Genomic DNA, 13,959 nt, shown 5'->3' on the forward strand with positions numbered 1-13,959 from the left:
GGTGTTCGCCGTGACGATCCCGGAAGAGCGCGGCAGCTTCAAACGATTCTGCGAACTGGTCGGCACACGCAGCGTCACGGAGTTCAATTACCGGATCGCGCAGGCCGAATCGGCACATATTTTTGTGGGCGTCCAGATCAGGAATCGCAGTGAATCGGCGCAGATCACAAGAGCATTCGAGGCGCACAATTTCGCCACCGTCGATCTCACTTTCGACGAACTCTCGAAGCAGCATATCCGCTACATGGTCGGCGGCCGCTCGCCGCTCGCACACGACGAACGTCTGTTCCGCTTCGAGTTTCCCGAGCGGCCAGGTGCGCTGATGAAATTCCTTTCGTCGATGGCGCCGGACTGGAACATCAGCCTCTTCCACTATCGGAACCAGGGCGCGGACTACAGCTCGATTCTCGTCGGCATCCAGGTGCCGGAAACGGACAACGCGGAGTTCGATCGTTTTCTCGCGACGCTCGGCTATCCGTACTGGGAAGAGACGCAGAATCCGGTTTACCGGCTGTTCCTCGGCTGAACGTTATCGGCGCACTCGGGGTTTACCTTGAGCGCCTCACGTACGAGCAATCGCACCGCATAAACAGGCACTGCGCTGCAAGCGCCGTCAGCAGGGCGTCGCGCAGTATCGACGGCTTTGCGTGACGCTCGCAGCGCCGTCCTGCTATCTCAAAAGACGATACAGCGTATCCGCCGTATCGCGTTGCGCGATAGCCGGGCCAATCGTCAAACTGGGCGCAAATCACACTTGCACTCAGGAGACACATCATGCGCACCCAGGTTGGCATCATCGGCGCGGGGCCCGCGGGCCTGCTTCTTTCTCATCTTCTTCATCTGCGCGGTATCGAGTCGGTCGTGCTCGAAACGCGCACGCGCGAGCAGATCGAATCGACGATACGCGCCGGCGTGCTCGAGCAGGGCACGATGGATCTGCTGACGCAAGCCGGCGTCGGCGAGCGCATGAAGGCGGAGGGCGCGCTGCATCACGGCTTCGAGCTTGCGTTCGAAGGCAAGCGCCGCCGCATCGATCTGACCGGACTGACGGGCCACTCGATCACCGTGTATGCACAGCACGAGGTCATCAAGGATCTGGTCGCGGCGCGCGTGGCAGCGGGCGGGGAATTGCGCTTCGGCGTATCGGAGACGTCGCTGCATGGCATCGACACGGACAAGCCGTCGATCCGCTACCGCCACGAAGGCGAACTCTGCGAGTTGCAGTGCGACTTCGTGATCGGCTGCGACGGCTCGCAAGGCGTTTCGCGCGCATCGATTCCGCAGGCATTGCGCCGCGACTTCGAACGCGTGTACCCGTTCGGATGGTTCGGGATCCTATGCGAAGGGCCGCCGTCTTCCGATGAACTCATTTATGCGCGCCACGACCGCGGCTTTGCGCTGATCAGCACGCGCTCGGCCAACGTGCAGCGCATGTACTTTCAATGCGATCCGAAAGATTCCGTCGATAACTGGTCCGACGACCGTATCTGGGCCGAACTGCATGCACGCGTCGATTCGCACGATGGTCAGCACGTGAAAGACGGCAAGATATTTCAGAAGAACATTGTCGGCATGCGCAGTTTCGTTTCGGCGACGATGCAGCATGGCCGACTCTTCCTGGCCGGCGACGCCGCGCATATCGTGCCGCCGACCGGCGCAAAAGGGATGAACCTCGCGGTCGCCGACGTGCGGTTGCTCACGAAGGCATTGAACGCGTTCTACGTCGAGAACCGCAGCGATCTGCTCGAACGCTATAGCGAAACGGCGCTCAAGCGCATCTGGCGCGCGGAGCATTTCTCGTACTGGATGACGAGCATGATGCATCGGATCGAGGGCGCGTCGCCGTTCGAGCAGCAGCTTCAGGTGGCCGAACTCGAATACGTGACGACGTCGCGCAGCGCAGCCACGGTGATGGCGGAGAACTACGTCGGCGTGGCTGTGCCGCAAGACTGAGCGCAACGCCGGCGGCTGCGATTGTCGGTGCAACAGCAACAGTGAATTCAGGATTAGCGGATTTATCGTCTACGACGGCGCACCTACACTGCCTTCACCGCTGCAACGAATTCCGTTCGCAGCACACATAAGAAGCATGACTGGAGGTGGTCAAATGAAATCGCTCATTCAGGCTGTTGCAGTTGCCGTCGCGCTGGGCGCGCCGATCGTTTCGATGGCGCAGACGTCGGGGCAAGCCGCGCAGCAAGGCGTCGAGGTTATTCAAAGTCAGGCCGCGAGCCAGCAGGGCGCCGCGCGAGTCGAGAACAGCGGCTATGGTTCGGGCAGCCACGGTACGTGGCAAGCGGGCCGCGGCGGCGACGTTACGTTCAGTTCGTATTCGCCGCCGGTTTATAACGCACGATAAAGTTTGTCGAAAGAGCAGGGCGCGGAGTTTTCGCGTTCAAACCGCAAACGAAAAAACCGCGTGACGCCCTAGGCGCCGCGCGGTTTTCTATTTCTGCATCGTGCCGGATTGCGGCGAGCGCAACAACGTCATCTCGTTGCGCAGCAGTGCGATGAGGTCGTCGTCGGTTGGTCGCGTGCCCCAATGCCGCGCGCCCGCGACGGACGCAATCGCCATCCACGAATGCGGTGGAAACCATTCGCGAACGAGCGCGCCGTTCTGCCGCAAGCACAACTGGCCGGTCTGTTCGCTGTACTCCGCGCAGACGAGCATGCCGTCGATCTGCGCGCTGACTCGTCGTGGATCAGTGCGTACCAAGTTGTCGCTCCTGCAAGCTGCCGATGCAAACGCAAACGCAGACCTCAATGCAAAGGCAAAGCCCAATGCAGCGCGGCGCGATCGTCATAACGTGTAGCGCCGCACTACGCGCGATCAATGATCGCCGCCGTGGCCGTGCCACTCGCCGCGGCCATGCCCTTCGCCGTGGCCGCGCCAGTCTCCGTGCGGACCGCGCGCGTCGCGCCATTCGCGTTCGCGATGACGCTCTTCCCATTCGCGGCGTTCCCAATAGCGATGACCGTCGTAGTAACGCTCGCCATACCAGCCGGGACTAACGACGACCACCGGCGGCGGCGCATACACCGGCGGCGGAGGCGGCGCGTAAACGGGCTCGGGCGCATACACGACGCCCGGAACGCCGATGTTCACGCCGACGTCGACGTGAGCGAGCGCCGCCGACGACGCCCCGATGCCGACACCGGCGACGATCGCAATAGAGAGCAAGCGGCTTCGTGATTGATTCATGGGGTGGGTTCCCGTGTTCTTATGATTGAGTGTGTAGGGCTCGGCGCGCGCCGCGATCAGTAACGGTCGTGGTAACGGTAATGGTTGTGATAGCCGCCATCGGGCACCACGATGCAACCGCTCAACGCGGTGCCGAGCGTCGCCGCCAGAATGACCAGCGCAAAAATTCGTTTCATGAGATTGCTCCTCGTTGCTGTTGATCCGAACTCTACTGAGAGGCGGTATTACCGTTGTGTTCGTGTGTAACAGGACGTGTCGCGTGCATCGCGTGGACTGTTTGTGCAGGGCGCGCGCAGGCGAGGGCGCACGTGCCGCGTGACGACCGCGGCTACGAACTGCGAACGAGGGGCAAGCCATTGAGCACGCTGTGAAAAGGCCGCGTACGCAGGTCTCGGATGAACCGCGGCGCGACAAAGGCCCGTTGCGAGCAGGGCTGAAAAGCGGAAGGGAGGGCGAGACGCGGCCTATATGCCGCGCGGATACATTCGGTTGCAGACTGGCGTTTTACGTTGACCGTTTGCGACGCGAGGCCTGAGATTGGTCAATCGTCGGACCGCAGTTCAGCTTTTATTAATATTTGACCGGTAGCATACTGGCTCGCACGCCGGCGCCCGCCCCGTGCCCAACCCACGATGCCAAACGAGAAACGAGACGTCCTATGAAGATGCAATCCTTCGATACGAATGCGCGCCGTTATGCGACCGGCTATGACGGCGTCGCCCGCTTGCTTCACTGGCTGATCGTCTTGCTGATTGCGGCGCAGTTCGTGATCGGCTGGACCATGCCGGACATTCACAAGGGCACGCTGCCCGAAGGGCTGATTGCGTGGCATCTCGGTGTGGGCGCAACCTTGATTGCGGCCGTCGTGCTGCGAATCGTCTGGCGTGCCACGCATCGTCCGTCGCCGGCATCGGTGTCGCCGTTTTTTCGCGTCGTTTCGCACATCACGCACGGACTGCTGTATCTGGCGCTCGTCGTCGTGCCGCTGCTCGGATGGGCGAACGCGTCATCGCGCGGCTGGACGATCAAGCTTTTCGGCGTGCTGCCGTATCCGTCGATTTCGCCGACCGGCTCGAGCGTCGGGCATGAGATGGGCGACATCCACGGGTATCTTGCGTGGGTCTTGCTCGTGCTGATCGGCTTGCATGTGGCGGGCGCGCTCTTTCATCGCTTCGTGCTGAAGGACGATGTGTTGCAGCGGATGCTGCCTTGAGCGGGCGCGATTGCATGGACGCAACCTGAACGCAACCTGAACGCTGCATCAGCGCTCGATCAACCCGGTTCCGCGGCCGCATGCTGCGGCGCGGCTGCTTCGCGATAGCCGAGCCGCGTCGAGATCGCAAGGCCCGACTCGCGCAACAGCGCGACGTAATGCGACTTCGTATCGGCGCCGCAGCGCATGGTCGGAAACGAAATGGACAGGCCGGCGATCACGCGGCCAAAGCGGTCGAACACCGGCACCGCGATACACTGCAAGCCTTCTTCCTGCTCCTCGTTGTCTTCGCCGTAACCTTGCTCGCGAACGCGCGGCAGGATGCTCAACACTGCCTCGGCCGACGACAACGTCTTTTGCGTCGACTTGCGGAATTCGACGTGAGACAGCACCTCGCGCGCGTCGGCCGGCTCCATCCACGCGAGCAGCACCTTGCCGATTGCCGTGCTGTGAAGCGGATTGCGCCGGCCAATCCGCGACTGCATGCGCAGCCCGTAATCGGCGTCGATCTTGTGGATATAGATGATCGCGTCTTCGTCGAATGCGCCGAGGTGCACCGCCTCGCGTGTGAGCTGGCCGATGCGGCGCATTTCGACGTCGGCTTCGCGCACGAGATCGACGCTCTCCAACGCCTTCGCGCCGAGTTCGAACAGACGGATGGTCAGACGGTAGCGCTCGGTCTCGACTTCCTGCGTCACGTAGCCGAGCGCCTTCAGCGTCTGCACGACGCGATGCACGGTCGTCTTCGACATGCCGAGCCGTTGCGACAGTTCGCTGATGCCGATCTGCCCGCTGTCGCCGATCGCGCCGAGGATCGCGAACACGCGGCCAATCGACGAAGCCGATTCGCCTTTGTCGCTGCCGCACTCGACGCTGTCCGCGTCGTGCGCAAGACTCGCGGGAACGTCCTTACGCTGCTGTTTGCCGGTTGCTGCCATTTCCGTGATTCCCTGATCGAACTTCTATCGAACCATATTCGAACGCTATTGCGTGCCGCGTTGCGGCGGACGCCGCGAGCATACCGCGTCTCGTCGCGTATGTTGAAGACTCAGCGCGCGAGCCATCCGCCGTCTACTGCGAGTGTATGCCCGTGCACGTAGTCCGACGCGGACGACGCCAGAAAAACCACCGGTCCCGCGAGATCGTCCGGCGCGCCCCAGCGGCCGGCCGGAATGCGGCTCAGGATTTCGTCGTTGCGCTGCGCGTCTTCACGCAACGCCGCGGTGTTCGCGGTGGCCATATAACCGGGCGCAATCGCGTTCACGTTGATGTGCTGCGCGGCCCATTCGTTGGCAAGAAGCCGCGTGAGGCCGAGCACGCCGCTTTTCGACGCCGTGTACGACGCGACGCGTATGCCGCCCTGGAACGACAGCATCGACGCGATGTTGATGATCTTGCCGCCGCTTTGCTGCGCGACGAATTGTCTTGCCGTGGCCTGCGCGAGAAAGAAGAGGCTCTTCAGATTGAGGTCCATCACGGCGTCCCAGTCGTCCTCGGTGAAGTCGAGCGCGTTCTCGCGACGGATGATGCCCGCGTTGTTCACCAGCACGTCGACGCGTCCGAACGCTTCGACCGCGGCCCGCACGATGTCGTCCACTGGCGCAATCGACGCGAGGTCCGCGCGCACGTCCGCGAATCTGCGCCCCGCGGCGGCGACGCGCTCGGGCGTATCGCCCGCATCGGCACGCGACACGCCGACGATGTCGCAGCCCGCCTCGGCGAGCGCGAGCGCCATGCCCGCGCCGAGGCCCGCGTTGCTGCCGGTGACGATGGCGACCTTGCCGGTCAGATCGAACGGATGGGTCGCGGAGCGGTTGGTGGCGGAGATGTTCACAATGTCAAAGCCCATGTCGTGAGTTTCGTATGGCGAGCGGCCGATGCGATGCGGGCGCTCAACGCGCAACGTGCAGCGCTCAGCGCTCAGCGCAGATCGCGCACCGCGATATGGTCCATGTCGCTGAACACCTGGTTTTCGCCGACCATGCCCCAGATGAACGTATAGGCCCGCGTGCCGACGCCCGAGTGGATCGACCAGCTCGGCGAGATCACCGCCTGTTCGTTATGCACGACGATGTGCCGCGTCTCGCTCGGCTCGCCCATCATGTGAAAGACGGCGGCATCGTCGGCGACATTGAAATAGAAATACACCTCCATGCGCCGCTCGTGCGTATGGCAGGGCATCGTGTTCCACAGACTGTCGGGTTCGAGCTTGGTCATGCCCATCGACAACTGGCAGGTCGGCAGCACCTCGGGCACGATGAACTTGTAGATGGTGCGGCGGTTGCTCGTCGCGGCATCGCCGAGCGTTTGCGGCGACGCCTGCGCGAGCGAGATCGTGCGAGTCGGATGCGACTCGTGTGCGGGTGCGCAGTTCAGGTAGAACTTGGCCGGCTGCGCGGCGTCGTCGCTGCCGAAAGCCACCGATTGCGCGCCGCGGCCGATGTAGATCGCCTCCTCGTTACGCACCGTGTAGCGCGTGCCGTCGACATCGACCCAACCGTCGCCGCCGATGTTGATCGCGCCCAGTTCGCGCCGCTCGAGCAGATAGCTGACGCCGATCGCCTTGCCGAGCGAGCCGGGCACTTCGACGGCGCGCGCGGCGGGCCACGCGCCGCCCACAATGATGCGGTCGATGTGGCTATACGTGAGCCGCAGCGCGTCGCGCTCGAACACCTCGTCGACGAGGAACTCCTTGCGCAATCCGGCGGTATCGAGCGTCTTCGCATACTCGCTGTTGACGGCCTGCCTCACTTGCAGCGTTGCTTCCATGATTCTGTCTCCGGTGGGTGGGCGCCTTCCCGCAGTTACCCAGCTTAGCGGCGGCGCACGCATGGGCTCGACTGTAGCGCGTTATTCGCTATTTCGGAACAGTGGTCCATAAAAAATTGCGAAGCATCGGTGAGCCAGCGGCGGCCCGCCAGCATAGGCCGGGTAAACGATTATCCTCGTCGCGCAAAAAACCGGAACGACGTTCCTGACTCGATGCTATATTGCGCCGAAAGGGAGCAGCCGGCGTCAGACCGGTGCTTACCCAAGGTGGAGTTACCGGACAACTGGACGTCAAGTCCACGGAGGAGACAATGAAGCTCAAGAAGGCCATCGACCGCATTCCTGGCGGCCTGATGCTCGTGCCGCTGCTGCTCGGCGCCTGCGTTCATACGTTCGCGCCCGGCGCGGGCAAGTATTTCGGCTCGTTCACCAACGGCCTGATCGCCGGCACCGTGCCGATTCTCGCGGTCTGGTTTTTCTGCATGGGCGCGACGATCGACCTGCGCGCCACCGGCACCGTGCTGCGCAAATCCGGCACGCTGCTCGTCACGAAGATGGTCGTCGCGTGGATCGCGACCCTCGTGGCATCGCATTTCATTCCCATCGACGGCATCAAGGCCGGGCTCTTCGCCGGGCTCTCGGTGCTCGCGATCACGACGTCGATGGACATGACCAACGGCGGTCTCTACGCCGCGGTGATGCAGCAGTACGGCACGAAAGAGGAGGCCGGCGCATTCGTGCTGATGTCGGTCGAGTCCGGGCCGCTCGTCAGCATGATCATTCTCGGCGCGACGGGCGTCGCATTCTTCGAGCCGCGGCTTTTCGTGGGCGCGGTGCTGCCGTTCCTGATCGGTTTCGCGCTCGGCAATATCGACAGCGATCTGCGCGAGTTCTTCGGCCGCTGCGTGCATCCGCTGATTCCGTTTTTCGGCTTCGCGCTCGGCAACGGCATCGACCTGAACGTGATCGCGAAGAGCGGCATGGCGGGCGTGCTGCTCGGCCTTGCGGTGATCGTCGTGACCGGCATTCCGCTGATTCTCGCGGACCGCTGGATCGCGGGCGGCAATGGCGCGGCGGGACTCGCGGCTTCGTCGACGGCGGGCGCGGCGGTGGCCAACCCGGCGATCATCGGCGAGATGATTCCGAGCTTCAAGCCGCTGGTGCCGGCCGCGACCGCGATGGTCGCGACCGCCTGCCTCGTGACCGCGATTCTGGTGCCGATGCTGACCGCGCTATGGGTGCGCCGTCATCATGCGCGCGATACGTTGCGCGAGGAATTGCTGACGCCCGCGGCGACGCCGCTGAAGGAGAGCGACGTGCATGTGTGAGTGGGTGTGAGCATGCGTGCTGACGCTCGCTGACCGAGCGTAGAAACGCCGGGGCCGCTTTAACGCGGCCCCAGTTTCGTTTCGAGCATGGCCTTAACGTGCGCCCATTCGTCGTCGATGATGCTAAAGCGCACCGAGTTGCGCTTGCGGCCGTCCGGCATGATGCGCTCGTGGCGAACCACGCCTTCCTGCTTTGCGCCGATTCGCAGAATCGCCGCGCGCGACTTGTCGTTGAGCTCGTCGGTGGTGAACTGCACGCGCACACATTGCATTGCTTCGAATGCATGACGCAGCAGCAGATATTTCGCCTCGGTATTGACGGCCGAACGCTGCGCCGATTCGCCGAGCCACGTGTGCCCGATTTCGAGCTTGCGATTCGCGTAGTCGATTTTCCAGAACCGCGTGCTGCCGACCACCGCACCCGTATCGCGGCGCACGATCACGAACGGCATGACTGTTCCCGCGTCACGTCCGGCGAGCGCCGCGTCGATATAACCGTCGATCGTGCCGGGCCCTGGCACGACAGTCAGCGTCAGATTCCACAATTGCCCATCGGCGGCGGCTTCGAGCAGCGCTTGCGCGTGATCGCGTTGCAGTGGCCGCAGTTCGACCGTGTTGCCCGTCAGCGTGGGTTGCATGAGTTCGCACCAAACATTCGTCGATGAAATAAAAAAGTCCGCGAGCATGAACTCGCGGACCCTTTACAGCCAGCAACGATCAGCCGTTGCCGGCGTTACCCCATGCGTTACGACGACATCACCGTGACGGCCTTCGTGACCAGATACGCTTCCATCGCTTCCGGTCCGCCTTCCGAGCCGTAGCCCGAATCCTTCACGCCGCCGAACGGCATTTCCGGCGTCGGCGTGGCGGGCTGGTTGATCCACAGCATGCCGACTTCCAGTTGCTGCGACAGCAGATGCACGTTCGCGAACGACTTCGTGAACGCGTAACCCGCGAGACCGAACGGCAGGCGGTTCGCTTCGGCGATCGCTTCCTCGAGCTTGTCGAAACCGCGGATCGCCGCGATCGGGCCGAACGGCTCGTTGTTGAACACGTCGGCTTCGAGCGATACGTTGGTGAGCACCGTCGGCGCGAAGAAGTTGCCTTCGGTGCCGACGCGCTCGCCGCCCGTTTCGATCTTCGCGCCGGTCCTGCGCGCGTCGTCGAGCACCTTGCTCATCGCCGTCAGGCGGCGCGCGTTGGCGAGCGGCCCGAGGGTCGTGCCGTCCGCGAGACCGTCGCCGAGTTTCAGGCCCTCGGCGTGCTTGACGAGCGCCGCGGCGAACTCTTCGCGGATGCTGTTGTGCACCAGAAAGCGTGTCGGCGAAATGCACACCTGGCCCGCGTTGCGGAACTTCGCACCGCCCGCTGCCTTGACCGCGAGCGCGACGTCGGCGTCTTCAGCGACGATGACCGGCGCGTGGCCGCCCAACTCCATCGTCGCGCGCTTCATGTGCGCGCCGGCCAGCGAGGCCAGTTGCTTGCCGACCGGCGTGGAGCCCGTGAACGTGACCTTGCGGATCACCGGATGCGGGATCAGGTAGTTCGAGATTTCGGCCGGATCGCCGAACACGAGGCCGACGGTGCCGGCCGGCACGCCCGCTTCGACGAACGCCTGCAACAGGCCCGCTGGCGACGCCGGGGTTTCTTCCGGCGCCTTCACGAGGAACGAGCAGCCGCTCGCGAGCGCGGCGCTCAGCTTGCGCACGATCTGGTTGACCGGGAAATTCCACGGCGTGAAGGCGGCGACCGGGCCGATCGGTTCCTTCAGCACGAGTTGCTGCGCGGCGAGATTGCGCGACGGCACCACGCGGCCATAGAGGCGGCGGCCTTCGTCGGCGAACCATTCGATGATGTCCGCCGCGGCCAGCACTTCGACCTTCGCTTCGGCGAACGGCTTGCCCTGTTCCTGCGTCATGAGGCGGCCGATGTCGGACGCGCGCTCGCGCACCAGCGCGGCTGCCTTGCGCATCACCGCGGCGCGCTCGTGCGCGGGCACCTTGCGCCAGGCTTCGAAGCCGCGCTGAGCCGCTTCGAGCGCCCGGTCGAGATCGGCGATGCCGGCGTGCGCCACCTTGCCGATGACCTGGCCGGTAGCGGGGTTCAATACGTCGAGAGTCTTGCCGCTCGCGGCATCGCACCACTCGCCGTTGATGAGAAGTCGGGTATCGGTATAGCTCGAAATTGCCATGCTGGTTCCTGTAAATGGGAAAACGACAGGCTGCGCTGCGCTCGCGTACAGAGCCGAACGCGCGTGGCCGAGAATGGACTGCCGATAAGGAAACATCTTATCTGATTGCGCTCAAACGTACCGGCGGCCGCTCCGCTCGCGGCGGGCGCGGCACGCATCTTGCGACCCCAGTTTCCGGACGGCCGCCGCGGCCTGTGCGTCGACGCCAGGCGCTAGTCATGGAAAGCCCGGGGAGAGCGCCGGCGCGTCAAGTGGCGTACAGTCGAGCGGCAGTCCCAGTCAACCAGATGCACATGAGGAATCGACATGCCTACCGGTACAGTGAAGTGGTTCAACGACGCAAAAGGCTTCGGCTTCATCACACCCGACGACGGAGGTGAAGACCTGTTCGCCCATTTCTCGGAGATTCGCTCCGAGGGTTTCAAATCGCTGCAGGAAAATCAGAAGGTCAGCTTCGAAGTGAAGCAGGGGCCGAAAGGAAAGCAGGCCGCGGACATCAAGCCTATCTAGCCGGCGATGCGGCTAGCGCCGCGCACACGTTCGCGATCGTTGCGCGGCGCTTTGCATGATGACGGCGAGCGCCGCGCTTGCTGCGGTCGCCGCAGCGCGTGGCGTCGTCGCGGACGCCGCGCCCGAGCGTCGCCGGCTTCGGTGAGCGCGGCCCGTCGTGCGCCGATGCGGTTATCTTGGCCGCGCTGAGCGGCCCGCTGAGTGGAAACTTGCCGGCAAGTTAATCAGCATCCCGAAACCTTCTGCAACCCTCGTGCGGGCGATGCGAACGCAACGCCCGCGCGGACACCCGGTTCGCTCGCCGGGCGGGGAGCGAGCGTCCGAACGGTTATTGCACCTTGCATAATCCGCTGCGTTAGTGCCCAACGGCATCGCAAACGGGCGCCCGCGCATGCTGGCGGCCCGCCCGGCGTTGCAATGCCGTCACTAATCTCTTACGGAGCGCTGCTACAATCTCCCCTTTCTTGATTGGTTGTGCGCTATGGGTTTCGAACAACTCGCTGAACTGAAGAAGCAACTGGCCGCGGCACGGGCCCAGGCTGCGCCGGCCGCGAAGGCTGACGGCAAATCCGGCGCGAGGCCCGAGGGCAAGCCGGATTCAAGGCGCGATGTCAGGAGCGATGGCAGGCCGGCTGCGAAATCCGCGAAGCCGGGCGCGGGCCCCGGTGCGGGCGCCCGACAGGGCGCGCGGCCTGCCGGCAAGCCGTCGCAGCCGTCACAATCGCGGCGCGGTCCCGGCGGGGGTCCCAATGCTGGCGCGCCGGCCGCGGACGCCAAGCCGGTCGATCCGGTGGTGAAGTCCATCGGCCGTCTGCAAAAGCGCTTCCCGAACGCGTTCCCGAAGAACCCGGCGCCGAAGCTGCCGCTGAAGGTCGGCATCTTCGAAGACCTCGTGGTGCATGCCAAGGAACTGTCGCTGAGCGAAGCCGAGTTGCGCGACGCGATCAAGACGTGGTGCCGCGGCAGCCGCTACTGGAAGTGTCTCGTGGAAGGCGCCGCGCGCGTCGACCTGACGGGCGCCGAGGCGGGCAAGGTCACGGCTCAGGAAGCGGCGGGCGCGCAGCGCCTGCAGGCGCATCGCGCGGCGAAGAGCGCGAAGAGTGCGGCGGCAGCGGCTGCGCCGGCTGCATCTGCTGCTTCCGCCGATGCTGTGGATGCGCAGGACCAAGCGTCTGTGGATGCGCAAGCGTCACAGCAGGGTTCGCAAGAAGCGTCGCAAGCAACCTCACAGGAAGCGTCGCAAGCAACCCCGCAACAAGCCGAGCCCAACGAGCCGCAATCCACCGCCGCCGATGCGCCGTCTGACGACAAACTCGCTGCGCAATCCGCCAACCTCTCCGAGACGGCGCCCGCCACTCGCGAAGCCTGAGCATCGGCCACCTGAATCACCCGGTGGCCGCTCAACGCACCGCCGCCCCCAGCCGGCCGCGCACGAAGCCGACGTGTTCGCGCAGCACATAGAACGCGTCGGCGTAAGCGAGCGGCATGCGCAGCCGATTCAACGATTCCTCGATCTGATCCAGTTCCGCGAAGAGCCGCTTGCGCTCTTCGTCGGTGGTTTGCGCGAGCGCGCCGCGCTCGATCGCGATCAGGGAACCGTAATAGCGATAGATGCGCGAACGTACACGCCAGCGATACAGCGCCGGAACCAGCCGCATCGCCGGAAAAAGCAGCACGGCGATCGGCAACAGCAGCACGAGCGTGCGGTCGCCGATGCTCGCGAGCCAGAACGGCAGCGTCCGGTATAGGAAGCTCTTGCCGGTGCGGTAGTAGCGCTGCGCGTCCTCGCTGATCTGATACTCGTGCGCGATCGGGCTCGGGAATTGTCCCGCGCGCTGCAGCAGGCCCGGCCTGCCGTGCACTTCCTGCGCCGCCTCGATCAGCAGATCGGAAATGGCCGGATGCAGATCGGTTCGCGCGACAAGCTCGACGGTCGGGCTGATCAGATGCACGGTCTCGGGCGGAATCTTGTGCCGCAGATCCAGCACACCAGGCGGCAGATCGATCTGATCCAGATACGGAAAAAGCCGCGTATAGGCGCTGGCTTCGTCGAAATTCATCACCGAAATGCCGGGCACGCGAAGCAGGCGCAGCATCAGCCCGCGGGTCGCGGAATCGCCGCTGAGAATCGCCGCATCGACCTCGCCCGCGACGAGCTGCGTGGCCGCTTGCAGACCGTCGCTCGGCACGAGCGTCGTATCGTCGCCGGACCCAATGCCGTTCGCGTCCAGCAGCTTCAGCGCGAGCAGGCGCGTGCCGCTGCCTTCACGGCCCACGGCGATCCGTTTGCCTTCGAGCTGCGCGAGCTCCGTTACGCCGGTGCCGCGATAAAACACCACGATCGGCACATAAAAGACGCTGCCGAGCGACATCAGCGACGACGTATCCAGCCCGTCCGCCACGCCGCCTTGCACGAGCGCGAGGTCGACGTGCTGCTTCGGATCGAGCAGACGCTGAAGGTTCTGCACCGAGCCGTCCGATTCGAGTACGTTCAGTTTGATGCCGTTTTGCGCGAGAATTTTCTTGTACTGATCGGCGGCGGCGACAAACGAGCTATCTTGCGGACCGGCGCTGAGCGTGATCGTTTTCGGAGGCGCCGGATCGACGAGCCACACGATCAGCGTGACGACAAGCGCGATCGCCGCGGCGACGACGATATAAGGCAGCGTGTGATCGCGCCACTCGGCATGAAGCGATTCGCGAGGAAGCGGCGGAGGACGACGCGGACGTTGCGCTTTCATAGGCA

General features: G+C 64.2%; 14 protein-coding genes and 1 pseudogene. 7 read left to right on the plus strand and 8 right to left on the minus strand.

All coding sequences use genetic code 11. From position 1 onward, the window contains the following. The 3 genes and pseudogenes from P0D87_RS00005 to P0D87_RS00015 form a co-directional block, all read left to right on the plus strand. A pseudogene (locus tag P0D87_RS00005) lies at positions 1 to 526 on the plus strand (threonine ammonia-lyase, biosynthetic); the annotation flags it as partial. Between the two features lie 248 nt (positions 527 to 774). Beyond that, a complete protein-coding gene (locus tag P0D87_RS00010) occupies positions 775 to 1,953 on the plus strand; it encodes a 4-hydroxybenzoate 3-monooxygenase (protein WP_006052830.1) in 1,179 nt (392 codons plus the stop codon). Between the two features lie 154 nt (positions 1,954 to 2,107). Continuing rightward, positions 2,108 to 2,359 (plus strand): hypothetical protein, encoded by a 252-nt coding sequence (locus tag P0D87_RS00015; protein WP_029968547.1) that lies wholly within the window; start codon positions 2,108 to 2,110, stop codon positions 2,357 to 2,359. 87 nt (positions 2,360 to 2,446) lie between these two features. Here the strand turns inward: P0D87_RS00015 and P0D87_RS00020 are convergent, their stop codons facing one another. Further along, the gene (locus tag P0D87_RS00020) at positions 2,447 to 2,716 is read right to left on the minus strand and encodes a hypothetical protein (RefSeq protein ID WP_006052828.1); all 270 of its coding nucleotides are present in this window, start codon (positions 2,714 to 2,716) and stop codon (positions 2,447 to 2,449) included. A gap of 114 nt (positions 2,717 to 2,830) precedes the next feature. After that, positions 2,831 to 3,202, minus strand: a complete 372-nt coding sequence (locus P0D87_RS00025; protein ID WP_006052827.1) for a hypothetical protein — start codon at positions 3,200 to 3,202, stop codon at positions 2,831 to 2,833. Positions 3,203 to 3,860: 658 nt separating this feature from the next. Here P0D87_RS00025 and P0D87_RS00030 point away from each other — a divergent pair. Beyond that, a complete protein-coding gene (locus P0D87_RS00030) occupies positions 3,861 to 4,415 on the plus strand; it encodes a cytochrome b (RefSeq protein WP_171799846.1) in 555 nt (184 codons plus the stop codon). A gap of 59 nt (positions 4,416 to 4,474) precedes the next feature. On the opposite strand, the gene kdgR is transcribed toward P0D87_RS00030, so the two are convergent. The 3 genes from kdgR to kduI all read right to left on the minus strand — a co-directional run bounded on the left by kdgR (position 4,475) and on the right by kduI (position 7,172). After that, a complete protein-coding gene (gene kdgR / locus P0D87_RS00035; protein ID WP_082366981.1) occupies positions 4,475 to 5,353 on the minus strand; it encodes a DNA-binding transcriptional regulator KdgR in 879 nt (292 codons plus the stop codon). 110 nt (positions 5,354 to 5,463) lie between these two features. Further along, complete coding sequence (gene kduD / locus P0D87_RS00040; protein ID WP_053858143.1) at positions 5,464 to 6,264, minus strand: 2-dehydro-3-deoxy-D-gluconate 5-dehydrogenase KduD; 801 nt, start codon at positions 6,262 to 6,264, stop codon at positions 5,464 to 5,466. A gap of 71 nt (positions 6,265 to 6,335) precedes the next feature. Next, positions 6,336 to 7,172: a 5-dehydro-4-deoxy-D-glucuronate isomerase gene (kduI, locus tag P0D87_RS00045; protein WP_408636721.1), complete on the minus strand. Its 837-nt coding sequence runs from the start codon at positions 7,170 to 7,172 to the stop codon at positions 6,336 to 6,338. Between the two features lie 323 nt (positions 7,173 to 7,495). On the opposite strand from kduI, the gene kdgT reads away from it, so the two are divergent. Next, positions 7,496 to 8,512 (plus strand): 2-keto-3-deoxygluconate transporter, encoded by a 1,017-nt coding sequence (gene kdgT, locus P0D87_RS00050; protein WP_053858142.1) that lies wholly within the window; start codon positions 7,496 to 7,498, stop codon positions 8,510 to 8,512. A gap of 59 nt (positions 8,513 to 8,571) precedes the next feature. On the opposite strand, the gene P0D87_RS00055 is transcribed toward kdgT, so the two are convergent. Beyond that, positions 8,572 to 9,150: a GNAT family N-acetyltransferase gene (locus tag P0D87_RS00055; RefSeq protein WP_085962968.1), complete on the minus strand. Its 579-nt coding sequence runs from the start codon at positions 9,148 to 9,150 to the stop codon at positions 8,572 to 8,574. Positions 9,151 to 9,257: 107 nt separating this feature from the next. Then, positions 9,258 to 10,703 (minus strand): NAD-dependent succinate-semialdehyde dehydrogenase, encoded by a 1,446-nt coding sequence (locus tag P0D87_RS00060; RefSeq protein WP_006052819.1) that lies wholly within the window; start codon positions 10,701 to 10,703, stop codon positions 9,258 to 9,260. Between the two features lie 306 nt (positions 10,704 to 11,009). On the opposite strand from P0D87_RS00060, the gene P0D87_RS00065 reads away from it, so the two are divergent. Together P0D87_RS00065 and P0D87_RS00070 are read left to right on the plus strand one after the other, a co-directional pair. Beyond that, the gene (locus P0D87_RS00065; RefSeq protein ID WP_006052818.1) at positions 11,010 to 11,213 is read left to right on the plus strand and encodes a cold-shock protein; all 204 of its coding nucleotides are present in this window, start codon (positions 11,010 to 11,012) and stop codon (positions 11,211 to 11,213) included. A gap of 481 nt (positions 11,214 to 11,694) precedes the next feature. After that, complete coding sequence (locus P0D87_RS00070) at positions 11,695 to 12,582, plus strand: ProQ/FinO family protein (protein ID WP_053858140.1); 888 nt, start codon at positions 11,695 to 11,697, stop codon at positions 12,580 to 12,582. A gap of 31 nt (positions 12,583 to 12,613) precedes the next feature. Here P0D87_RS00070 and P0D87_RS00075 read toward each other — a convergent pair whose 3' ends face one another. Then, on the minus strand, positions 12,614 to 13,954 hold the full coding sequence (locus P0D87_RS00075; RefSeq protein WP_029968531.1) for a TAXI family TRAP transporter solute-binding subunit: 1,341 nt from the start codon (positions 13,952 to 13,954) through the stop codon (positions 12,614 to 12,616). Between the last annotated feature and the right edge of the window lie 5 nt (positions 13,955 to 13,959).

The sequence above is a fragment of the Paraburkholderia sp. RL17-368-BIF-A genome, assembly GCF_046054045.1.
GTDB classification, from domain to species: domain Bacteria; phylum Pseudomonadota; class Gammaproteobacteria; order Burkholderiales; family Burkholderiaceae; genus Paraburkholderia; species Paraburkholderia graminis.

What these genes read in the sequence shown, in the direction of transcription:
- P0D87_RS00010 (WP_006052830.1), top strand. Translation starts at nt 775, where the DNA reads ATGCGCACCCAGGTTGGCATCATCGGCGCGGGGCCCGCGGGCCTGCTT.
- P0D87_RS00015 (WP_029968547.1), top strand. Translation starts at nt 2,108, where the DNA reads ATGAAATCGCTCATTCAGGCTGTTGCAGTTGCCGTCGCGCTGGGCGCG.
- P0D87_RS00025 (WP_006052827.1), bottom strand. Translation starts at nt 3,202, where the DNA reads ATGAATCAATCACGAAGCCGCTTGCTCTCTATTGCGATCGTCGCCGGT.
- P0D87_RS00030 (WP_171799846.1), top strand. Translation starts at nt 3,861, where the DNA reads ATGAAGATGCAATCCTTCGATACGAATGCGCGCCGTTATGCGACCGGC.
- kdgR (WP_082366981.1), bottom strand. Translation starts at nt 5,353, where the DNA reads ATGGCAGCAACCGGCAAACAGCAGCGTAAGGACGTTCCCGCGAGTCTT.
- kduD (WP_053858143.1), bottom strand. Translation starts at nt 6,264, where the DNA reads ATGGGCTTTGACATTGTGAACATCTCCGCCACCAACCGCTCCGCGACC.
- kdgT (WP_053858142.1), top strand. Translation starts at nt 7,496, where the DNA reads ATGAAGCTCAAGAAGGCCATCGACCGCATTCCTGGCGGCCTGATGCTC.
- P0D87_RS00055 (WP_085962968.1), bottom strand. Translation starts at nt 9,150, where the DNA reads ATGCAACCCACGCTGACGGGCAACACGGTCGAACTGCGGCCACTGCAA.
- P0D87_RS00060 (WP_006052819.1), bottom strand. Translation starts at nt 10,703, where the DNA reads ATGGCAATTTCGAGCTATACCGATACCCGACTTCTCATCAACGGCGAG.
- P0D87_RS00065 (WP_006052818.1), top strand. Translation starts at nt 11,010, where the DNA reads ATGCCTACCGGTACAGTGAAGTGGTTCAACGACGCAAAAGGCTTCGGC.
- P0D87_RS00070 (WP_053858140.1), top strand. Translation starts at nt 11,695, where the DNA reads ATGGGTTTCGAACAACTCGCTGAACTGAAGAAGCAACTGGCCGCGGCA.
- P0D87_RS00075 (WP_029968531.1), bottom strand. Translation starts at nt 13,954, where the DNA reads ATGAAAGCGCAACGTCCGCGTCGTCCTCCGCCGCTTCCTCGCGAATCG.